The organism is Romboutsia sp. D33t1_170424_H2, from assembly GCF_015669105.1.
Classification (GTDB): Bacteria; Bacillota; Clostridia; order Peptostreptococcales; family Peptostreptococcaceae; genus Romboutsia_C; species Romboutsia_C hominis.
Window position 1 is genome coordinate 327,334 of the sequence record NZ_JADOZQ010000001.1, and the last position, 22,073, is coordinate 349,406.

General features: G+C 28.6%; 17 protein-coding genes and 1 riboswitch. Of the genes, 15 read left to right on the top strand and 2 right to left on the bottom strand.

What is annotated here, in order from left to right; translation table 11 throughout:
- Nucleotides 1-14 precede the first annotated feature (14 nt).
- On the bottom strand, nucleotides 15-1,961 hold the full coding sequence (locus I4U66_RS01680; protein WP_195928342.1) for a sensor histidine kinase: 1,947 nt from the start codon (nucleotides 1,959-1,961) through the stop codon (nucleotides 15-17).
- A 268-nt stretch (nucleotides 1,962-2,229) separates the two neighbouring features.
- Here I4U66_RS01680 and I4U66_RS01685 point away from each other — a divergent pair, with 268 nt between their 5' ends.
- From I4U66_RS01685 to I4U66_RS01730, 10 genes are all read left to right on the top strand, one after another.
- Nucleotides 2,230-3,627 (top strand): sigma-54 interaction domain-containing protein, encoded by a 1,398-nt coding sequence (locus tag I4U66_RS01685; protein ID WP_092926753.1) that lies wholly within the window; start codon nucleotides 2,230-2,232, stop codon nucleotides 3,625-3,627.
- 270 nt (nucleotides 3,628-3,897) lie between these two features.
- Nucleotides 3,898-4,962, top strand: coding sequence for a 2,4-diaminopentanoate dehydrogenase (gene ord, locus I4U66_RS01690; protein ID WP_195580918.1), 1,065 nt, complete (start codon nucleotides 3,898-3,900; stop codon nucleotides 4,960-4,962).
- Nucleotides 4,963-5,046: 84 nt separating this feature from the next.
- A complete protein-coding gene (gene ortA, locus I4U66_RS01695) occupies nucleotides 5,047-5,358 on the top strand; it encodes a 2-amino-4-oxopentanoate thiolase subunit OrtA (protein WP_092926749.1) in 312 nt (103 codons plus the stop codon).
- The gene (gene ortB / locus I4U66_RS01700; RefSeq protein WP_092926747.1) at nucleotides 5,348-6,766 is read left to right on the top strand and encodes a 2-amino-4-oxopentanoate thiolase subunit OrtB; all 1,419 of its coding nucleotides are present in this window, start codon (nucleotides 5,348-5,350) and stop codon (nucleotides 6,764-6,766) included. Before ortA ends, ortB begins: the two co-directional genes overlap by 11 nt.
- Before the next feature lie 127 nt (nucleotides 6,767-6,893).
- Nucleotides 6,894-7,268 (top strand): ornithine aminomutase subunit alpha, encoded by a 375-nt coding sequence (locus tag I4U66_RS01705; RefSeq protein WP_092926745.1) that lies wholly within the window; start codon nucleotides 6,894-6,896, stop codon nucleotides 7,266-7,268.
- Nucleotides 7,262-9,478 carry a D-ornithine 4,5-aminomutase subunit OraE gene (gene oraE / locus I4U66_RS01710; protein ID WP_092926743.1) on the top strand — a complete coding sequence of 739 codons (2,217 nt, stop codon included), beginning with the start codon at nucleotides 7,262-7,264 and terminating at the stop codon, nucleotides 9,476-9,478. Before I4U66_RS01705 ends, oraE begins: the two co-directional genes overlap by 7 nt.
- A gap of 2 nt (nucleotides 9,479-9,480) precedes the next feature.
- Nucleotides 9,481-10,872: a GlmL-related ornithine degradation protein gene (locus tag I4U66_RS01715; protein WP_092926741.1), complete on the top strand. Its 1,392-nt coding sequence runs from the start codon at nucleotides 9,481-9,483 to the stop codon at nucleotides 10,870-10,872.
- Nucleotides 10,857-11,951, top strand: coding sequence for an ornithine racemase Orr (orr, locus tag I4U66_RS01720; RefSeq protein ID WP_092926739.1), 1,095 nt, complete (start codon nucleotides 10,857-10,859; stop codon nucleotides 11,949-11,951). Before I4U66_RS01715 ends, orr begins: the two co-directional genes overlap by 16 nt.
- A 171-nt stretch (nucleotides 11,952-12,122) precedes the next feature.
- The gene (locus I4U66_RS01725; protein ID WP_195928343.1) at nucleotides 12,123-14,273 is read left to right on the top strand and encodes a YhgE/Pip domain-containing protein; all 2,151 of its coding nucleotides are present in this window, start codon (nucleotides 12,123-12,125) and stop codon (nucleotides 14,271-14,273) included.
- A gap of 16 nt (nucleotides 14,274-14,289) precedes the next feature.
- Nucleotides 14,290-16,440: a YhgE/Pip domain-containing protein gene (locus I4U66_RS01730; protein WP_166505056.1), complete on the top strand. Its 2,151-nt coding sequence runs from the start codon at nucleotides 14,290-14,292 to the stop codon at nucleotides 16,438-16,440.
- Between the two features lie 302 nt (nucleotides 16,441-16,742).
- Here I4U66_RS01730 and I4U66_RS01735 read toward each other — a convergent pair whose 3' ends face one another.
- Nucleotides 16,743-17,855, bottom strand: coding sequence for a DEAD/DEAH box helicase (locus I4U66_RS01735; RefSeq protein ID WP_195580921.1), 1,113 nt, complete (start codon nucleotides 17,853-17,855; stop codon nucleotides 16,743-16,745).
- 358 nt (nucleotides 17,856-18,213) lie between these two features.
- Nucleotides 18,214-18,310: riboswitch (TPP riboswitch) on the top strand.
- Nucleotides 18,311-18,460: 150 nt separating this feature from the next.
- Here I4U66_RS01735 and thiD point away from each other — a divergent pair.
- The 5 genes from thiD to thiE are packed head-to-tail and all read left to right on the top strand — an operon-like array spanning nucleotide 18,461 to nucleotide 22,007.
- Nucleotides 18,461-19,267 carry a bifunctional hydroxymethylpyrimidine kinase/phosphomethylpyrimidine kinase gene (gene thiD / locus I4U66_RS01740; protein ID WP_092926731.1) on the top strand — a complete coding sequence of 269 codons (807 nt, stop codon included), beginning with the start codon at nucleotides 18,461-18,463 and terminating at the stop codon, nucleotides 19,265-19,267.
- 16 nt (nucleotides 19,268-19,283) lie between these two features.
- Nucleotides 19,284-20,069 (top strand): hydroxyethylthiazole kinase, encoded by a 786-nt coding sequence (gene thiM / locus I4U66_RS01745; RefSeq protein ID WP_195236924.1) that lies wholly within the window; start codon nucleotides 19,284-19,286, stop codon nucleotides 20,067-20,069.
- Complete coding sequence (gene tenA / locus I4U66_RS01750) at nucleotides 20,069-20,752, top strand: thiaminase II (RefSeq protein ID WP_166505059.1); 684 nt, start codon at nucleotides 20,069-20,071, stop codon at nucleotides 20,750-20,752. The genes thiM and tenA overlap by 1 nt, the downstream gene beginning before the upstream one ends.
- Complete coding sequence (gene thiT, locus I4U66_RS01755) at nucleotides 20,740-21,363, top strand: energy-coupled thiamine transporter ThiT (RefSeq protein ID WP_092926725.1); 624 nt, start codon at nucleotides 20,740-20,742, stop codon at nucleotides 21,361-21,363. Before tenA ends, thiT begins: the two co-directional genes overlap by 13 nt.
- Before the next feature lie 29 nt (nucleotides 21,364-21,392).
- A complete protein-coding gene (thiE, locus tag I4U66_RS01760) occupies nucleotides 21,393-22,007 on the top strand; it encodes a thiamine phosphate synthase (protein WP_092926723.1) in 615 nt (204 codons plus the stop codon).
- The last annotated feature ends 66 nt before the right edge of the window (nucleotides 22,008-22,073 follow it).

Genomic DNA, 22,073 nt, shown 5'->3' on the forward strand with positions numbered 1-22,073 from the left:
TAACTTGTATCTTTTTATTTAAATATATCAGATAGTTCAATGCTAGCACCATCTAAGTTAGAAGGTATTTCTAAATCATCACCAGTAGTTAATGTAGAATTTATAGGTAATGATACTATAAAAGAGGATCCTTCACCTAATTTTGAGTTAACACTTATAGTACCTTGGTGAAGTTTTACAAATGATTTAACAATAGAAAGTCCTATTCCACTTCCTTCATTTTGTCGGGTAAATACACTATCTATTTGAGTAAACTTTTCAAATATTTTATTTAAGTTAGCCTCATCTATACCAACACCATTATCTTGAACTATAAAATTAAAATTATTTTCATCTAAAATTATTGTTGCAAATATATCTTCTCCTTCACTTGAAAATTTGATAGCATTTGAAAGAAGGTTTAGTACTATCCTTTCAATTTTTTCAGGATCAACACACATATTAAGTTCTTCTATATTAGTGTCAAATATTATATTTAGTTTCTTAGATTTAGCATAAGGAATTACAGATAAAACAGTATTTTCTATAAATGATATTATATCGATATTTTTAAGTTTTAAGTTATAAAACCCACAGTCAAACTTAGCTACGTCGATAACATTATTTATAAGTCTAATGAGTCTATTTGAATTTTGAGAAATAATATTTAAGTTGCTAAGTATTTTATCATCATTATGTAAAGTTTCTTTAGATAATAATATACTTAAAAGTTGATTAGCTGATGAAATAACAGTAACTGGTGTCCTAAGTTCATGACTTATATTAGCTATAAAATTACTTTTTGCAATATTAGCATCCTCAGCAATCTTTTTAGATTTATTTAATTCCTCTTTATGTTTTGAAGTTTTATGGGCATGTATAAGTAAAGCAATTATTATACATACTAGTCCAATTAAAGTCAAAGTAACAGGAAAAATAAGTTCCTTATGTTTTTCAAAAAATGGAATGGGTTTATTTATTATTATTGAGTTTTTTGGAAGCTTATTTTTTGGTATATTATATTTAACTAAATTATCATAATTAAAACACCATACATTAGCCTCATCACTGGTTATAAGTTGTTTTGTATTTACTTTATCATCTAATATCGATTTAAGTAATTTACTTGCAAGAGTAGATTGTTCATAATGACTTACTACTTTCCCACCAACCATATTATCATAAAGATTATAGTTTAAGGTTGTAAACATAGGTGCATCTATATACTTAGAGATTGTTTCAACTGATTCATATATATATAAGTCTTTAGGTGAGTTGATTATATATGGATGTAGATACAAAACAACATCTTTATTTTTATCTATATTAGATAGCTTAGATAAAAAGGATTCATCAATTTTATCGGGTATTACAATATTTTTATAATTAAAATTTTTGTATTTAGATTTAAAGCTATAAAATTCATCAATCTCTTTTTTATACTTACTTTCATCACCACTTATTAAGATTAAGTTTTTATTTTCATTAAATAAATTATGTATTAGATTTAAATTTTCTGATATAGATGGCTTTTCAATAACACCCCCATTTATATTACTCTCCATTGCCCTTTTTATATTATCTTCATCTGAAATACCAAGAAATACCACAGCAGTATTTTTAAATAACTCTAAATTATTTAGTGCAAAATCTAAAGCAGCATCGTCCCCGAGAATAATGCCATCATATTTTCTATAATTTTTAGTTTTAAATTTTATTAAATTATAGAAATTTTTTCTGAATTCTTCATCATTAAATTTTTTTATATCCATATATTCTATTTGAACTTCGTAGTTACTATCGATAGAATCACAGATACCATTTAATTGGTCATCAAATGTTATAAAACTTGGAGAGTATGAACTGATGAATAATACATTTTTTGTTGAAATTGCATTTGTATTTGTAGTATTTAGACAAAATAAAACTATTAATGTAGGTAATATTAAATACCTAAAATTATTTTTAACTTTATTCAACATTTTTATACACCCTTTTGAAAAAAATTGTAATTATATAGAAATTATAGCAGAAAAAAGTATAAATACCTACATCAAAAATAGAAAGATATTTTATAACACATATATAAATAATTGAAATAATATAAAATTATATATCTAATAAATATATTTGATAAAAAAGGAAAATAGGGTGCAAAAGTTAAATTCTTAAAAGTATGTTGTAATTTTAAGAAAAAGTTTGATACAAAAAATTTTTATATTATAAAATAGATATTTAGGTGGAGGGGCTATGCAAAATAATATATATAAAGAAGTTATAGAAAAAATAATAGAAAGCATAGATGAAGGTATACATTTTATAGATAAAAATGGAAAAACATTAATATATAATAATGCTATGGCAAAATTAGAACATATGAATAAAGAAGATGTATTAAATAAATCTTTCAAAGATGTATTAAAAAATATGGAAATAAAAAATAGTACGCTACTTAAGGTTATTAGAAATAAAAAAGAGATAAAAGATAATGTACAAAAATACTTAAACAAAGATGGAAAAGAAATAACTACTATAAATACGACAATACCAGTTGAAATTAATGGGGAGCTAATTGGCGCATTAGAAGTTTCAAAAGATATGACTCAAATTCAAACATTATCAGAACAGATTATAAAATTAAATGATATTAAGGAAAATAATAGAAAAAATAAGACAAAAGAAGGATATAATTTTAGCGATATAATAGGTGAAAGTGAATGTATAAAAAAAGCAATTAACATATCAAAAAAAGCAACTAAAAGTGATGCAACAGTATTTATATATGGGGAAACAGGAACAGGAAAAGAACTTATAAGTCAATCTATACACTATGAAAGTAAAAGAAGAGACAAACCATTTATAGCACAAAATTGTGCGGCACTTCCCGAAAGCTTATTAGAAGGAATACTATTTGGAACTGTAAAAGGAGGATTCACAGGTGCAATAGATAGGCCAGGTTTATTTGAACAAGCTAATAAGGGTACAATACTTTTAGATGAAATAAATTCTATGCCACTTCAACTTCAAGCAAAGCTACTTAGGGTACTTCAAGAAGGATATGTAAGAAGAGTTGGAGGAACAAAGGATATACCAGTTGACGTAAGGGTAATAGCTACAACTAATGAAAATCCTGTAGATATATTAAATGAAGGAAAACTTAGGAAAGATTTATATTACAGATTAAATGTAATTTATATAGAAATCCCACCACTTAGAGAAAGAGGTGAAGACATTATATTGCTTGCAAATAAATTTATAAAAAAATATAATTATAAATTAAATAAAAACTTAATTGGTATATCTGAAAAGGGAGCTAAGGTACTTAAAAATCACTTTTGGCAAGGAAATGTAAGAGAATTAGAAAACACTATATATTCTAGTATGAGTCTTATGGAAAATGAAGATGTTTTAGATGAAGATATGATAAATATAAATGAATATAAAACCAATTTATCAGAAAATACATATATAATAGATATAGGCTCAAAGCCTTTAGATTGGATAATAGGAGATATAGAAGAACGATATATACATGAAGCTTTAGAAAAATCAGGAGAAAATGTAACAAAAGCAGCTGCTATACTTGGAATAACAAGGCAAAACCTTCAGTATAAAATGAAAAAATATAATATAAGAATTAATAGATAGTATAAGAGCAAAAAATTTTGCAGTACATGCAAAATTTAATGCTCTTTTTTCATTTTCAAACCTATTGATATATATAATCTGTATGAGGTATCAAAAGTTTTATGATTAATATAAAATTCTTGCATGTAAAAAAGGAAAGATACCCTATGTATAAAAAACGACGGGGATAAAAATAGATAAATTTTTAAAAAATAGGAAAAATTAAAAAATTGGCATTATCCTTGCTTTGTATATAAAACATAAAAAAATAAATATAAGGGGGAAGTATATATGAGAAATATAAAAGTTGGAATATGGGGATTTGGAGCAATGGGAAGTGGAATGGCAAAAATGTTACTTAAAAAAAATGGAGTAGATATAGTTACAGTTTGTGATATGCATCCAGAAAGAGTAAATAAAAGTGTATATGATGTACTAGGGTGTGAAAGAGGAGAAAGGCCAGAAGTTATAATAAAGCCTGATTATAAAGAAGCTTTCACTGATGAATGTGCAGATGTTGTGTTACTTGCAACTGACTCATTCACTAAAGGAGCATTTGATAAGATAAAATACATATTAGAAAGAAAAATAAACGTTATATCAACAGCAGAAGAAATGTCTTATCCAAAAGCACAAGAACCAGAATTAGCTAAAGAATTAAATAGGATAGCTAAAGAACATGGAGTAAGTGTACTTGGTACAGGAATAAACCCAGGATTTGTACTTGATTTACTAATACTTGCTTTAACTGGAACTTGCGAAGAAGTAGAGTATATAAAGGCTGCTAGAGTAAATGACTTATCTCCATTTGGTAAAGCAGTTATGATAGAACAGGGGGTTGGAGTTACAAAAGATGAATTTGAAAATGGCGTTAAAGATGGATCAATAGCAGGTCATGTAGGTTTTCCTGAATCTATAAACATGATAACACATGGTATAGGATGGAATTTAGAAAAAGTAGAGGAAACTAGAGAACCAATAATGAGTAGTGTATATAGAAAGAGCGAGTACGCTGAGGTAGAAGCAGGAAATGTTGCAGGTTGTAGACAATGTGGATATGGATATGTTGATGGAAAAGTTAAAATAGAAATGGAACATCCACAACAAATATTACCTCACTTAGAAGGGCAATCAACAGGAGATTATGTAACTATAAAAGGTACTCCAAATATAAATTTACAAATAACTCCAGAGATACCAGGAGGGATAGGTACTATAGCAATGTGTGTAAATTCTATACCACATGTTATAAATGCAATACCAGGACTTAGAACAATGCTTGATATACCTGTTCCAAGAGCAATAATGGGCGATATGAGAGAATTAGTTAATTTAAAAGAAACTGTTAAGGCTTAAATATAAATTTATAAATAAAGAATATAACAAACCAATACTAGTAAATTAATTTTACTAGTATTGGAAAAAAAGGAGAGTAGATTTATGGATGCTAAGCGTGGAAATTGGGTAATAATTCACAACATAGTATTAGAATCTAGCCAAAGGGCGCCACAAGTTCCAGATGATACAAAATTACATCCTCTTGAAATGTGGGTTAAAGGATTTATAGAAGAAGATGCTAATATTGGGGAACTAGTCAATATAAAAACTATAACAGGAAGAAATGTAAGTGGAAAATTACTAAAAGTAGAACCATATTATGAACATGATTATGGAAAGTGTATACCAGAATTACTTCAAATAGGTTTACAGGCAAGAAATATACTATTTGGAGGTGAAGAAAATGAAAGATAATAGTTATAGTGCTGTAATGAGTAGAAAAAATGAAATAATGAAAAATGCAATAGGGATAGACTATACAAAGTTTGAAAACGAAGGAATATCCTTTGATTATGAAAAAATGATGAAAGAAACAGGATATTCTTTAAGCGAAATAGAAAAAATCCAAGGAAATTTCGCAGTAGGAAATACTCCATTAATAGAGCTTAAAAATATAACTAAACTTGCTAGAAAAGTATCGCCAAAGGGAAAAGGTGCAAAGATATTTGTAAAAGATGAAGCATGTAATGCATCTGGAAGTTTTAAAGCAAGACGTGCAGCAACAGCAGTATATCATGCTAAAAAGATGGGATATAAGGGAGTAATTGCAGCAACTAGTGGAAATTATGGAGCAGCAGTTGCATCTCAAGCAGCTATGCAAGGCCTTAAATGTATAATAGTTCAGGAGTGTTATGACAGTAATGGAATAGGTCAGCCTGAAATAATAGAAAAAGCAAGAAAATGTGAAGCCTATGGTGCAGAAGTTGTTCAATTAACTGTAGGACCTGAGTTATTTTATACATTTTTAACATTATTAGAAGAAACAGGATATTTTAATGCATCACTTTATTCTCCATTTGGGATAGCTGGTGTTGAGACATTAGGATATGAAATAGCTATGCAGTGTAGAGAAAAATTAGGAAAAGATCCAGATGTAGTAGTATGCACTAATGCAGGGGGAGGAAATTTAACGGGAACAGCTAGAGGACTAAAAAAAGCTGGGGCTACAGATGTTAAAGTAGTAGGTGCAAGCGTCAACCTAAAAGGACTTCATATGGCTAGTGATACTCAATTTAATAAAAAATCATTTACTACAGGGCACACTGGGTTTGGTATACCATTTTGTACTTGGCCAGACCGTTCAGATGTACCAAGGTCAGCTGCAAGACCACTAAGATATATGGATAGATACTTAACAGTAAGTCAGGGGGAAGTATTTTATATGACAGAACTACTAGCACAACTTGAAGGTATAGAGAGAGGTCCAGCTGGAAATACATCTTTGGCAGTAGCATTTAGTTTAGCTAGAGAACTAGATGAAGACCAAATAATAGTAGTTCAAGAAACAGAGTATACAGGAGCTGGAAAACATATAAATCCACAACTTACATTTGCGCGTGAAAATGGGATAGAAATTAAGTTCGGAAATCCACAAGATGAAGTTTGTGGAGAAAATTTAATATTACCATCACATCCAAGTATGATAAAAGCAGTTGATTTGGATATGAATAAGATAAAAAAATCTTATATAAAAAATGCAATAAAAAATAATAATGTAAGTAAGTTAAATAATGAAGATATAGAATTTTTAGCTAAAGATTGTAAGTGTGATATAGAGTTTGTAAAAAAGGTTGCTAATGAAGTACTAGTTAAAGGGAAATAGCCTTACATACTAATTATTTCACTTATCATGATTAGTTGGTATAGAGTGTAAAAAACTAAAAATTAGGGTTTAAAATTATAATATAGAGATTCATAAATAGAAAGTAATAGAGAATAGGGGGAGACGTATGAAAAAGAGAAATGATGATTTTAATGAAAGAAGAGTTCATCTAGCAAATTTAAGTGATGAAGAATTAAAGAATAGATTTTGGAGCTTAGCAAGTGAAATAGTTGAACCGATGATAGAACTAGGAAGAAAAAATACCACACCATCAATAGAAAGATCAGTACTACTAAGAATGGGATTTTCTTCTTTAGAAGCTAAAGAAATAGTAAATGGTGTACTTGAAAATGGACTTATAGGAAAAGGTGCGGGGCATGTTGTTTATAAATTTTCCAAAGAAAAAAATATAAGTGTTCGCGAAGCTGGTCTTATGCTTATAGAAAATAAGTATTGGGATGAAGCAGTTAGTTTATTTGCGAAGGAGGGAGCACAATGTTAAAAGAAAATAAAAAATTAGATATAGAATATATATTAAAAGATCTAGAAAATTATAGACCAAAAAGAAGAGGCTGGACATGGAGAGAAAATGAAAAAGATTTAGAAATGGGACCTTTTAAATATAAGGATTGTTCAGCACCTTTAAAAGAAAGTGTAGCACTTCCTTCAGCTAAATACTTTAATAATATAGACCCTCAACCTAATGCAGTTATAACAACAGAAATAGCATCAGGAAGATTTGAAGATGATATAAGAAGAATGAGAATGGCAGCACATCATGGAGCAGACCATTTAATGGTTATAAGAACGGCTGGTCAATCTCACTTTGATGGATTAATAGAAGGAACACCACAGGGAATAGGAGGAGTTCCTATAACAAGAAAGCAAGTTAGAGCACAAAGAAAAGCTCTTGATTTTATAGAAGAAGAAGTTGGAAGACCAATAAACTATCATTCTTATGTAAGTGGAGTTGCAGGACCTGAGGTTGCTGTAATGTTTGCAGAAGAAGGAATAAACGGAGCTCATCAAGACCCACAATACAACGTATTATATAGAAATATAAATATGATAAGATCATTTGTTGATGCTTGTGAAGCAAAAAATATAATGGCTTTTGCTAATATGGCTCAAATAGATGGAGCACACAATGCAAATGCAACAGCTAGAGAAGCTTGGAAGGTTATGCCTGAACTTATGGTTCAACATGCACTAAACTCAGTATTCTCAGAAAAAGTAGGAATTAATAAAGACAATATATGCCTATCAACAGTACCACCAACAGCACCTCCAGCACCATGTTTAACACTAGACCTACCTTATGCAGTAGCTTTAAGAGAGTTATTTAGTGACTATAAAATGAGAGCACAAATGAATACTAAATATATGGATTCATCAACTAGAGAAGCAACAGTAACTCATGTACTTAACTTATTGACTTCAGTTTTAACAAGAGCGGATATACAATCTACTATAACTCCAGACGAAGGAAGAAACGTTCCTTGGCATATGTACAACATAGAAGCTTGTGATACTGCAAAACAAGCACTTGTTGGTATGGATGGACTTATGGATATGATAGAACTTAAAAAAACAGGTCCACTTAGAGATAAAGCAAGAGAGTTAAAAGAAAGAGCAGTATTATATATGGAAGAAATATTAGAAGAAGGTGGATATTTCGAAGCTGTTGAAAAAGGATTCTTTGTTGATTCTGGTAACTACCCAGAAAGAAATGGAGACGGAATAAGTAGAAAGATAAGAGAAGGAGTAGGAGCAGGAAGTGTATATGAAAGAGATGAAGATTATCTAGCTCCAGTTACAGCTCACTTTGGATACAATAATGTAGCTCAATATGATGAAACTTTAGTAGATAATCCTTCTAAGTTGATAGATGGATGTACTTTTGAAGAACCTGATAAAATAATATATATAGATGAACTAGATGATATGGATAATGTAAACGTAAGACTTAAAGAGGTAGAAGAATTTAGAAATTCTACTAAGATAAAGCCAGAAATGGAATGGTGTGCAGATGGTACAGTAATGCTTACTATGATGCTACCAACAGATAAGAGAACTGCTGAATTTGCAGCTATAGAATTTGCTAAGAAAATGAATCTAGAAGAAGTAGAAGTTATCCACAGAGAAGTTATGCATAGTGCAGAAGGAACTAGAATAGAGTTAAAAGGTAAAGTTCCATTTAGCATAGATATAGCTAAACTTGATATACCAGAAGAGCAAAAGGTAATGACAGATGATGAAATAAGAGAAGATATAGAAAAAATGCCTATGAAGATAGTTTGTGCAACAATAGGAGAAGATGAACACTCTGTTGGACTTAGAGAAGTTATAGACATAAAACATGGTGGTATAGAAAAATATGGTATAGAATGCCACTACTTAGGAACATCAGTACCAGTTGAAAAATTAGTAAATGCAGCAATAGAGTTAAATGCAGATGCTATACTTGCATCAACTATAATAAGTCATGATGATATACACTACAAAAATATGAAAAAATTACATGAATATTGTGTAGAAAAGGGAATAAGAGATAAGGTAATGGTAGCAGCAGGAGGAACTCAAGTAACGCCTGATATAGCAGTTGAAAATGGAATGGATGCTGGATTTGGAAGAAGTGATAGAGGGGTTAACGTAGCTACGTTCTTAGTTGAAAAAAGAAGAGAAAAATTAGCACTAGAAGGAAATAATTAAACATGAAAGTAGATGTATTAGTTGCTGAAATAGGCTCTACAACAACTGTTGTAAATGCCTTTTTCGGCATACATACAGACAGTCCAAAATTTATTGGTCAAGGTCAAGCACCAACAACTGTATTTGAAGGTGGAGATGTAAGAAATGGACTAAATGGAGCAATAGATGATTTAGCTAAGAAGTTAGGAGTAGACAGTATAGAATATAATGACTTTTTTGCTACATCTAGTGCAGCAGGTGGTCTTAAAATGACTGTTCATGGACTTGTATATGATATGACGGCTAAAGCTGCCAAAGAAGCAGCACTTGGAGCGGGAGCTGTTATACATAAGGTAACAGCGGGAAAACTAAGAAGAACGGATTTAAAAGAAATAAAAGAGATAAGCCCTAATATAATACTTATAGCTGGTGGGGTAGACTATGGAGAGCGAGATACTGCAATTTATAATGCAGAATTAATAGCAGGACTTAATCTAGGAATACCTGTTATATATGCTGGAAATATTGAAAATATAGAAGAAATAAAATTAATATTTGAAGATACAAACTATAAGCTATATATAGTTGACAACGTATATCCTAAAATTGATTATCTAAATATAGAACCAACTAGATGCGTTATACAAAATGTATTTGAAGAACATATAACTAATGCGCCGGGTATGGAACATATAAAAGAATTAGTCAATTCTCATATAACGCCAACACCAGGGGCTGTTATGGAGGCATCAAAGCTACTTAGAAAAAATATAGGAGATTTGATGGTTATAGATGTAGGAGGTGCAACTACTGATATACATTCTGTAACAGAAGGAAATGATGGAATAAGTAGAATACTTGTAAATCCAGAACCAATAGCTAAAAGAAGTGTTGAAGGTGACTTAGGAGTTTACGTTAATATGAGAAATATAGTAAATACCATAGGAAAAGAAAATCTACAGGAAGAATTAAGTGATATAAACTTAGATGAAGTTATAGAAAATTATTTACCAATACCGAAAACTAAAGAACAAATAATTTTAGTAGAAAGACTTACTAAAGAAGCAGCTCTTCGTGCCACTAAAAGACATTCAGGAATTATAAGGAGTATATATTCTACTAGTGGTAAAAGTAGGATAGCTGAAGGTAAGGACTTAACAGAAGTTAGATATATTGTAGGAACTGGTGGTGCTTTAACTAGGCTTCCTAACAGAGTTAAAATAATGAAAGAAATACCTAAAAACAACAAAAATAAGGACTTATTGTTTCCAAAAGAAACTGTAAAGGTATTAGTAGATAATGACTATATAATGGCATCTCTTGGAGTATTATCTAAAAAATACGAAGATGCAGCTCTTAAGCTTATGTTAAAGAGTTTAAATTTTAAGGAGGAAACTTTGTGTATCCAAGATTAGAAATAAATATAACTAAACTTAAACACAATGTATGTAGGCTTAAAAGTATATTAAATGAAGAGAACTTAAAAATGGCTATAGTAACAAAAGCATATTGTGCAATTCCTGAAGTCGTAGAAGAAATAAGTAACGAATATGTAGATTATATAGCTGACTCAAGAATTAAAAATTTAAAGAAACTTCAAAGTCTAAAACTTCCTAAAATATTACTTAGAATACCAATGATAAGTGAATCAAAAGAAGTTGTTAAATACTCAGATATAAGTTTTAATTCTGAAATAGAAACTATATATAGATTAAATGAAGAAGCTAAAAACATTAATAAAGTTCATAATATAGTTTTAATGGTCGATTTAGGGGATTTAAGAGAAGGATATTTTAATGAAGAAGAGCTATGTAATGTAGTAGATAACGTATTAAACCTAAAAAATATAAAACTTATAGGGATAGGCACTAATTTAACTTGCTATGGAGCTATACTTCCATCACAGGAAAATTTAGGAGGGTTAGTAAAAATAGCTAAAAATATAGAAGATAAACATAAGATAAAATTAGAATTTATATCTGGTGGAAATTCAAGTTCTATATATTTACTTCAAGAAGGAAAATTGCCAAAAGGTATAACAAATCTAAGACTAGGAGAAGCCATACTTCTTGGAAAAGAAACTGCATATGGAAACTTCATAGAAGAAACATATCATGATAGTTTTAAATTATATTGTGAAATTATAGAAATAAAAGATAAACCGTCAATGCCAATAGGAGAAATAGGTAAAGATGCCTTTGGAAAAGTACCTCATTATGAGGATAAGGGTATAATAAAAAGAGCAATAGTTGGCATAGGAAAGCAAGATATAGATATTGAATCAATATTTCCAACTGATGAAAATATACAGATAATAGGTGCAAGTTCTGACCATATGATACTAGATATAACAAATAGTGAAAGTATATATAATATAGGAGATATACTAGGGTTTGTAGTTACTAGCTATGGTGGAATATTAACAGCTTGCACAAGTAATTATGTAGAAAAAAAAGTAGTATATAACTTAAGTACTCAAATACAACTGGTATAGGTAAAAAGCTATCTTTAAAGATAGCTTTTTTTATAATATTTTATATAAAAATGGCTTTTAAGTTTATAGAATAAGTAAATTTATGATTTTAAAAAAATTTAATTATAACGTGAAAAGTGATATAATACTACATGAAGTATGTTTAGGAATCAAACTAAAATGGAGGTAAATATGAAAAATTCCATTAAAATTTTTAAAACAGATATGAAGAATCTAATTAAAAATCCTATAGCTCTAATAATAGTGATAGGATTATGCTTCATACCATCGTTATATGCATGGGTAAATATAAAAGCTTGTTGGAACCCTTATGAAAATACTAGTACAGTTCCAATTGCTATAGTAAATAATGATAAGGGAACGACTCTAGATGGCAAAAAATTAAATGTTGGAGACGATGTCATAAGTGAACTTAAGAAAAATAAGGACATTGGATGGAAATTCGTTGACTCTAAAAAGGGTAATATGGGTGTATTAGATGGAAGCTATTATGCAATGATAGAAATACCTAGCGATTTTTCAAAGGACTTAACTAGTGTTACAAGTGGAAAACCTATAAAGCCAACCATTATTTATAAAGTAAACACTAAATCAAATCCAGTAGCAGGTAAAATAACAGAGGTTGCTGAGGAAACACTTGTAAATGAGATTAATTCAAATTTTATAGCCACTGTAAATAAAACTTTATTCTCTTCATTAAATACATATGGAAAATATATTGAAGATAGTAAAGATAAAATATTAGAATTAAAAAAAGCTGTGATAGGTTTAGATGAACACATGGATATTATTAATTTTATACTTGATAGTGTCAATAATAATTCTGAGAACTTAGCTACATATTTAAAAAGTATACAAAGTACACTACCACAAGTTACAGGTGGGCTAGATGCAGTATCTAATAATAATATGAATACAAGTAAAAATATAGAAAACATAAAAGATAATTTAAATAGCTCATTTAATGGTATTAAATCAACTTTAAACCAGATTAATAATGAAAATAATCAGACAAAGGATATAGTAAATAGTATTAGTCATAATTCTGGTAATATTTCAAAAGCAAATGTTGCATCAGCGATATCGCAGATAAATAATCAAATTAATAGTACTAAAAACCAAATAGATTCAATTATTAAATATTTAGAAGAATTTAATGAAGTTAAATCTAATAAAAATATAAATAAATTAATTAATGAATTAAATATAATAAAAGATGAATTAAGTAAACAGCAAGAAAACATAGGGAATCTTAAAAATCAACTAAATGGATCAATAGAATCTATGAAAGATACATTAAACTCTATAAATTCAACTGCAAGTAATTTATCAAGTAATGTAAATAATGCAATAAATTCCTATGATTCTAAGGTTAGACCAGCACTAAACAATACTGCGGATAGTTTAGTAAATGCAGCTAAAAATGCAGCTACATTAGTAGATAGCTCAAAGGGATTAGTTCAAGCTTTAAATGATATGCTAGGGTATGTATCTAAAGGAAGTAGTTTAACTGCAGAAATGTCTAAGGATTTAGACTCTAAATTAAATCAATTTAAAGATACTATACATATATTAAGTACAGAATTAAAAAAAGTTAGTGATAATGATTTAAATTCTATAATTTCAATACTTCAAAGTAAGCCACAACTTATGGGAAATTATATATCTAATCCATTTAATTTAAAATCAGAACCAATATATCCTATTGAAAATTATGGATCTGGTATGGCACCTATATATACAACACTTTCACTATGGGTTGGAGGATTAGTACTTACATCACTTCTTACAACTGAAGTGGATAAATTTAAAGAATTAAGTATAAAAGAAAAATACATTGGAAAAATGATTACATTTGTATTTTTAGCAATGATACAAGGTTTTATAGTAGGTCTTGGAGATAAATTTGTACTTGGCGTTCAAACTGAAAATCTAGGACTATTTATATTTACTACAGTACTTTCATCAGCAGCATTTGCAATTATTTTATATACATTGGTTTCTCTATTTGGGAATATAGGAAAAGCAATAGGTATAGTGCTTATGGTTATACAAATTGCTGGATCTGGAGGAACTTATCCTATACAAGTAGACCCTTTAATATTTAGAATAATGCAACCATTTTTCCCATTTACATATACACTAAGCAACTTAAGAGAAGCTATAGCAGGTCCACTTTTAAGTACAGTTATGTTTAATGTGTCTATACTTATAGTGTTTGGAGTAGTAACTATACTCATAGGATATTTACTTAAAGAAAAGCTTAATAAATCAGTTAGAAAATTTGAGAAAGAATTTAAAGAATCTGGTTTATCAGAATAATTATAGAGGTGAACATATGAAAAAGATTTTTGAAATTTATTTAAGAGATTTAAAAAATATATTAACTATTAAGTCAGCCTTTATAATAATCGGAGGGCTTTGTTTGATACCATCGTTATATGCGTGGGTTAATATAGAGGCTTGCTGGAATCCTTATTCAAACACGGGAAATATTCCAGTAGCTATAGTAAATCAAGATGAGGGAACTTCCGTTGATGGAAAGTTTATAAATGTAGGTGATGAAATAGTTAAAGAGCTTAAAAAGAATAAAGACATAGGGTGGCAGTTTGTAGATGAGTGGCAAGGAAATTATCAGTTAAATGAAGGAAAATTTTATGCATTAATTGAAATACCACCTGATTTTTCTAAAGATTTGTCAACACTTACAACGAAAGACCCTCAAAAGCCAAATATTATATATAAGGCTAATGAAAAAGTTAATGCAATAGCTACTAAAATAACAGATGTTGCTAAAAATAAGTTAGTAGAAGAAATAAAAGCTAATTTTGTTGATACTTTAAATAAAGAAGCTTTTTCATTTTTATCAACATTAGGAGTTAAGTTAGAAGACAATAAACCGCAGATAATAGAATTAAAAAATGCTTTAGATAGTACATATAATAATTTAGAGAAAATAAATAATTATGTAAAAGAAGCAAATTCTCATGCAAATACACTTAAAAAGTATTTAAATAATACAAAAGGAAATCTTCCTCAGATAAAAAAAGAAATAAATAGTCTTCAAGATGTAGTAAAAAATAGTAAAAATTTAGTATTAGTTACAAAGGATAGTGTGAATAATGCATCAGAAAATATGAATAATAATATGAATACTATAAATAATATAAATACTAAATTACAAAATGAAATTGATAATTTAAAAAATATAAATGATGGTTCTTCAATTGAAAATGTAGAAAATACGATAGAGTCGGTATTAAAATTGATATCAACTATGGAAAATACGATAGATAAAGTTATAAGTGATCTTGAAAATATAAATAGCAAACATGAAAGTTCTAAGACACAAAATATAATAGATTCACTTAATACTTTAAAAACTATACTTTCTTCAGAAAAAGATAAATTAAGTGAGTTAAAATCAGTAATTGAAAGTGGTGGAACTAAAGAACAAATAGATGAACAACTTAATTCTTTATCAGAATTAGAAAATTCATTTAACAATAAGTTAAATTTAACAAATACTATATTTACTTCTGATGTATCTAATGTTTTAGATAGTGTAGGAGATGCTATGATTTCTAGCTCTTCTGATATAAACAACATATTAGAAAGTATAAATGTTATAATACCTCAAATAGATGCACTTTCTACTTATGGAATATCAAGTAGTGATGTTTTTGTAAAACAAGCAGGTAATATATCAAAAGAACTTAATAAGTTTGAAGATGATTTAGATAAGTTAGTAGAAAAAACTAAGATATTAACAGATAAAAATTTAGACAAGTTAATTTCAATATTAGATAAAAATTCAAAAGAGATAGCATCTTTTATATCATCACCTGTTAATGTTAAGACAGAAGAGTTATATAAGGCAGGTATATTTGGAGTCGCTTTAATGCCATTTTACTCAGTACTTGCAATATGGGTAGGAGCACTTTTATCTACATCACTACTTACAACAGAGTGTGAAGAATTAGCGGGAGAAAAAACTAATTTAGTTCAAAAACATTTTGGTAAAATGCTTACATTTATGACAGTATCATTAATACAGTCTTTAATAATTGCAACAGGTAATATATTTATATTTGATAAGCCTGTTAGTATACCTTTAATGTATTTATTTACTATAGTATCTTCTATACTATTTACTACAATTATATTTACATTAGTTTCTTTATTTGGGAACTTAGGTAAAGCTATAGCTATAGTTATTATGGTCTTCCAAATAGCAGGTTCTGGAGGGATATATCCTATACAAACTAACCCTAAGATATTTGAAATATTACAACCATATTGGCCATTTACTTATGCTATAGATGGATTTAGAGAAGCTATAGCAGGACCTAGCATGAGTGCTGTATATTATGATTTATCTATGTTAGCAATATTCTTTGTAATATTTATATCATTAGTCATATTTAAGAAAACTTTCCATAATATAACTGAATTTATGAATGATAAGTTTAAGGAGTCTGGTTTATAGTTATAAATAATGGTAATTATTTAACAAATAAATATTGAATAGCATTTCCATGACTAGTAAAATAATAATCATAATAAACATTAAGGAAGTGACAATATGAACAAGGATTATTATTGCCCATACTGTAAATCTAAATTAGATGTACTAGATGGATGAGGTACTATTAATTATTATTGCATGGAGTGCAATATGCTTATATCTAGAAAGAAGATATTGACTAAAGAAGAATTAGAGAATATTGATATAGAAAATAAAAATACCTAAAGGAATAATTCCTTTAGGTATTTTTATTAACATTACTATTAGTTATTATCTATTTCTCTTCTTGGGATAGTATATTGAATAGCATTTTCAATTTGCTCTAAATATCTTTCATCTTTTGGGGCAACAAATAGACAAGTATAACCTTTTTCACCAGCTCTACCAGTTCTACCAATACGATGTATGTAGTCTTCTGAAGTTTCTGGTATATCATAGTTATATACATGAGTAACACCAGTAACATCAATACCTCTAGATGCAACATCAGTAGCTATAAGATATTGTATATCTGCATTTCTAAAAGATTTCATAATTCTTTCACGTTTTGATTGAGGGATGTCGCTGTGAAGTTTAGCACAATTATACCCTCTTTGACAAAGTGCTTCATCTAAAGCATCTGCTCTTCTTTTGGTTCTACAGAAGATTATAGCTAAAAAAGGATTATCTTTATCAAGTACAGAACATAGTGCATCTTGTTTTCTTCTATCTGTAGTTTCTACAACTTCTTGATTTATATTTTCAAGTGTTATTTCTTCTTTTTCTATAGATACAACAACAGGATCAGTCATATATCTATAAGCTAATTTTTTAACTTGTGAGTTCATAGTAGCGGAGAAACACAATGTTTGACGCTTTTTAGGAACTTCCTTTAATATAGCTTCAACTTCATTTTTAAATCCCATAAATAACATTTGGTCAGCTTCATCTAGTACAAAAGTTTTTAACTTACTAAGATTTACAGTTTTTCTATCTAAGTGATCTAAAAGTCTTCCTGGTGTAGCTACTATAAGGTGTATATTTCCCTTTAACTTTTTTAATTGACCTGCTATATCTTTTCCACCATAAGCTGATAATACATTTATATTCTTACCTTTTGAAAGTTCAATGGCTTGTTCAGTTATTTGAATAGCTAGCTCTCTTGTTGGTGACAATATAAGTGCTTGAACATAATTAGCGTTTGGATTAATATTTTCAAATATAGGAAGTAAAAATGCTAGAGTTTTTCCCGTACCAGTTTGAGCTTCTGCTATAACATCTTTTCCAGACTTTATAAATCCAATACTTTCTTTTTGTATAGGTGTAGGAGAGTTAATTCCCCTATTTTTTAGTACATTTACTAAATCTTTACTAATTCCAAGTTCTTCAAAATTCATTATATATTACCTCTTAATATCTTTATAATTTGAGCAACGGATTTGACCGAAATAGTTTGCCAACACGTTGCTTAAAGCATTAGTGAACGTTATATCGTTGCGACATAGAAATAGTTATCCTGAATATCGCTTAAACGAAGTAAACTTTTTATTTATATTTTCCGTATTAATAAATAATATCATATAGTTATAATTAATACTAATAATATTATTTATTAATATAAAATATTAATGTTAGTTTTATATATTAATGGGTATTAAATAAATGTTAGTATTTATAAATATACAGAAGATTTTATAAATTATAATTAAAGTTGATTTATTTAGATTATAGAAATATACTATAAGTATAAAATAAAATATTTGCTAGGGGTGCCGAAAGGCTGAGAGACGAAACGTTAACCCTTGTACCTGATCTGGATAATACCAGCGTAGGAAAGCTTGATAATATATTATTATATTATATATTAAATTAGAAATTAAGGCTATATTCCAATGTTGGGGTATAGCTTTTTAATTGCAAAAATATATGATATTGAAGTTAATTGAGGAGATAACAAGCTTTAGCAAATTAAATATTTAATAAATAAAAGGGAGAAGATCATATGAAAAACTACAAAATACCTACACTGACAATAGCAGGTTCAGACTCGTCTGGTGGAGCAGGTGTACAAGCTGATTTAAAAACATTTAGTGCAATAGGAACTTATGGGATGAGTGTTATAACAGCTATAACAGCCCAAAATACTAAAGGTGTATTCATGGTAGAAGATTTAAGCAAAGAGATAATTAAAAAACAAATAGAAGTTGTATTTGATGATATACGTCCAAAATCTTTAAAAATAGGTATGGTATCTAGTGAAGAAATAATAAAAGAAATAGCAAAAACTCTAGATAAATACAAACCAGAAAATCTAGTTATTGATCCGGTAATGATATCAAAGAGTGGATATTCACTACTTAAGCCAGAAGCTAAGCAAAGTATGATAGAGTATCTTATACCAATGGCCTACATAATAACACCAAATACACCAGAAGCAGAAGAAATAACAGGTATTAAAATAGACAATGTTGAGGATATGAAATTAGCAGGTCAAAAAATATTAGAATTAGGTCCGAAGTTTGTACTTATGAAGGGGGGACACTTAGACGGTGATGCTGTAGATATACTTATAGGCAAAGATATATTTAAAGTATATAAGAGTGAAAGGCTATATAGAAAAAATACGCATGGAACAGGATGTACACTATCTTCAGCAATAGCTGCACACTTAGCATTAGGATATGATATATGTGAAAGCGTAAAAAGAAGTAAGGAGTATATAACAAACGCAATAAGATATAGTTTTGATATAGGAAGTGGAGTAGGACCTGTTCATCATTTCTATGAAATAGAAAATAAGAAAATATAGTATTGGGGTAGAGAATATGTATAGTTTAATAAATAAAGTTAAAGAAATTAATCCATTAGTACTTCATTATACTAATGAAGTAACTATAAATGATTGTGCTAATATAACATTGGCACTAGGAGCGAGTCCTTTAATGAGTTTTTCATATGAAGAAGTAGAAGAGATTGTTCAGGTAGCAAGTGCAGTGGTTATAAATATAGGTACTATGAAATCTTCTAACTTAGAATTATTTTTACAAGCAGGTAAAATGGCCAATAAGTACAATAAACCTGTTGTACTTGACCCAGTAGGGGTATTTGCTACAAAAACTAGGGCAAATTTTGTAAAAAGATTATTAAATGAAGTAAGATTTACTGCAATAAAAGGAAATGTAGCTGAGATTAAATATATAGGTGGATTTGATGTTAAAGGCAAGGGTGTTGACTCTTTTGATGATGACAAAAATATTGATGAGGCTATAAAAAAGATTGCTAACAAATTAGAATGTGTAGTTTGTGCAACTGGAAAAGTAGATAGTGTAACTGATGGAAATAGAATAATTAAAATATATAATGGAACACCTAAGTTAAAGTATATAACTGGTACAGGGTGTATGTGTGCTAGCTTAATGGGATCATATCTTGGGAGTAGTGATAAAACTTTAGAGGCTATCTCTATGGGGATAATGACGATGAGTTTATGCGGACAGCTAGCTGATAAAGAAAATATATCTATAGGAGACTTCAAAGTTGAGCTTATGAATAATATATATGACCTAGATGAAGAAAAGCTAAATAAATTTGGAAAGGTTGAGGTTATATAATGAAATTTACAGATTATTTATTTGAAGAAGTTAAAAATATATGGCAAGAATACTTAGAACATCCATTTATAAAAGAACTAGGAGAAGGTACTTTACCTAAAGAGAAATTTAAAAATTATTTAGTACAAGATTATTTATACCTTAAAGAATTTGGTAAAGTATTTGCAATGTGCTTAATAAAGTCAAAGACTATAGAGGAAATGAACTTTTTCAGTAGAGCCATAAGTGCATCGATAGAATATGAAACAGCAGTACATGTTAGTTATATGAACAAATTAGGAGTACCACCAAAAATAGCAGAAACATGTAAATATGAAATAACAACAGATAATTATACTAGTTATATGCAAGCTATAGCCTTAAAAGGAAATTTAAGAGAAATTGTAATCTCTACAATGCCTTGTAACTGGAGCTATAATTATATAGGACACTATCTACTAGATAATTACAAAGAGACATTAGAAGGAAATTACTACAAAGAATGGATAGATATGTACTCTGAAGGAAAATTTGACGAGAATCTAAGGGAGTGGTTAGATTATGTTAACTATTTATGTAGAGATATAAGTAATGAAGAAAGAGAAAACTTAAAAGAAATATTTATAAAATCAAGTTTACATGAATTAGAATTTTGGAATATGGCCTATAAAGAAACTAAGGAGGGAGACTTATGTCTAGTTTAAATAATATATTAGGAATAGTTATATTAATCGTTAGTATAGGATGGTTTTGCTTGTATCTAAAAGATATGAAAAATAGAAAATTAAGCACAAAAGAAATAGTACTAATCGGTATGTTTTCAGCAATGTCTTATATACTTTCTATGATTCAATTTATAAAATATCCTCAAGGCGGGGGAATAACTTTATTTTCAATGTTACCTACAATGCTACTTGCTATACTTTACGGTAAAGAAGTTGGGATAACTGCAGGTTTAGTTTTTGCTTTAATAAAGTTAATAAGTGGACCAACAATAATACATCCAGCTCAGTTTTTATTAGATTATATACTTCCAATGATGGTACTAGGGTTAGCAGGAATATTTGGAAGAGATAAAAAACTTAATATATTTGCAGGATGCATATTAGCAACTAGCCTTAGTGTTTTAATGTATATAATATCAGGAGTATTATATTTTGCACAATATGCACCTAAAGGAATGAATCCTATAGTATATTCATGTGTATATAATATATCAAGTGCAGGTGTAGAAGGATTATTAACTAGCATATTAATATTATTTATACCTATAAAGAGGTTTAGTAAGGTTTTAAATATATCAATTAGCCAATAAATACTAAAAAATTAATATAGGAGATAAAGATGAGAGAAAAATTAAAATTATATTTAGTTACAGACTCAGATATTTTAAAAGGTAGAGATTTTTATGAGTCTATAGAAGAAGCATTAAAAGCAGGCGTAAAAACAGTTCAATTAAGAGAGAAAAAAGCATCAGGAAAAGAATTTTTAGAAAAAGCTTATAAATTAAGAGAACTTACAAAAAAATATAATGCAATTTTTATAATAAATGATAGAGTAGATATAGCAATGTTAGTAGGTGCAGACGGTGTTCATATAGGACAAAGTGATATACCATGTAGTGAAGTTAGACATTTAATAGGGAATGATAAGATAATTGGGGTATCTACTCAAAATCTAGAATTATCACTTAAGGCAAAAAATGATGGTGCAGATTATATAGGTGTAGGATCAATGTTTACTACAACTACTAAATTGGATGCAAAACATGTGAGTATAGAAGAATTAAGAAGTATAAAAGAAAATATAGATATACCAATAGTATGTATTGGTGGTATAAATCTATCTAATATATCTGCTTTAAAAAATGAAAATATAGATGGATATGCAATAGTATCAGAGATATTAAAATATGATGATATATATGGTCAAACTAAAAAATTTATGGATGTTATATAATATAAAAAAAGAAGATGCTTTTAAAAGTATCTTCTTTTTTATTATAAATTAAACTCTAAAAAGGTA

Bases quoted from the DNA above. Each gene is read 5' to 3' on its own strand.
- thiT (WP_092926725.1), top strand. From the start codon at position 20,740: ATGTCTAGTTTAAATAATATATTAGGAATAGTTATATTAATCGTTAGT.
- I4U66_RS01705 (WP_092926745.1), top strand. From the start codon at position 6,894: ATGAAAAAGAGAAATGATGATTTTAATGAAAGAAGAGTTCATCTAGCA.
- I4U66_RS01725 (WP_195928343.1), top strand. From the start codon at position 12,123: ATGAAAAATTCCATTAAAATTTTTAAAACAGATATGAAGAATCTAATT.
- ortB (WP_092926747.1), top strand. From the start codon at position 5,348: ATGAAAGATAATAGTTATAGTGCTGTAATGAGTAGAAAAAATGAAATA.
- thiE (WP_092926723.1), top strand. From the start codon at position 21,393: ATGAGAGAAAAATTAAAATTATATTTAGTTACAGACTCAGATATTTTA.
- thiM (WP_195236924.1), top strand. From the start codon at position 19,284: ATGTATAGTTTAATAAATAAAGTTAAAGAAATTAATCCATTAGTACTT.
- tenA (WP_166505059.1), top strand. From the start codon at position 20,069: ATGAAATTTACAGATTATTTATTTGAAGAAGTTAAAAATATATGGCAA.
- ortA (WP_092926749.1), top strand. From the start codon at position 5,047: ATGGATGCTAAGCGTGGAAATTGGGTAATAATTCACAACATAGTATTA.
- I4U66_RS01680 (WP_195928342.1), bottom strand. From the start codon at position 1,961: ATGTTGAATAAAGTTAAAAATAATTTTAGGTATTTAATATTACCTACA.
- thiD (WP_092926731.1), top strand. From the start codon at position 18,461: ATGAAAAACTACAAAATACCTACACTGACAATAGCAGGTTCAGACTCG.
- oraE (WP_092926743.1), top strand. From the start codon at position 7,262: ATGTTAAAAGAAAATAAAAAATTAGATATAGAATATATATTAAAAGAT.
- ord (WP_195580918.1), top strand. From the start codon at position 3,898: ATGAGAAATATAAAAGTTGGAATATGGGGATTTGGAGCAATGGGAAGT.
- I4U66_RS01735 (WP_195580921.1), bottom strand. From the start codon at position 17,855: ATGAATTTTGAAGAACTTGGAATTAGTAAAGATTTAGTAAATGTACTA.
- I4U66_RS01730 (WP_166505056.1), top strand. From the start codon at position 14,290: ATGAAAAAGATTTTTGAAATTTATTTAAGAGATTTAAAAAATATATTA.
- I4U66_RS01685 (WP_092926753.1), top strand. From the start codon at position 2,230: ATGCAAAATAATATATATAAAGAAGTTATAGAAAAAATAATAGAAAGC.
- I4U66_RS01715 (WP_092926741.1), top strand. From the start codon at position 9,481: ATGAAAGTAGATGTATTAGTTGCTGAAATAGGCTCTACAACAACTGTT.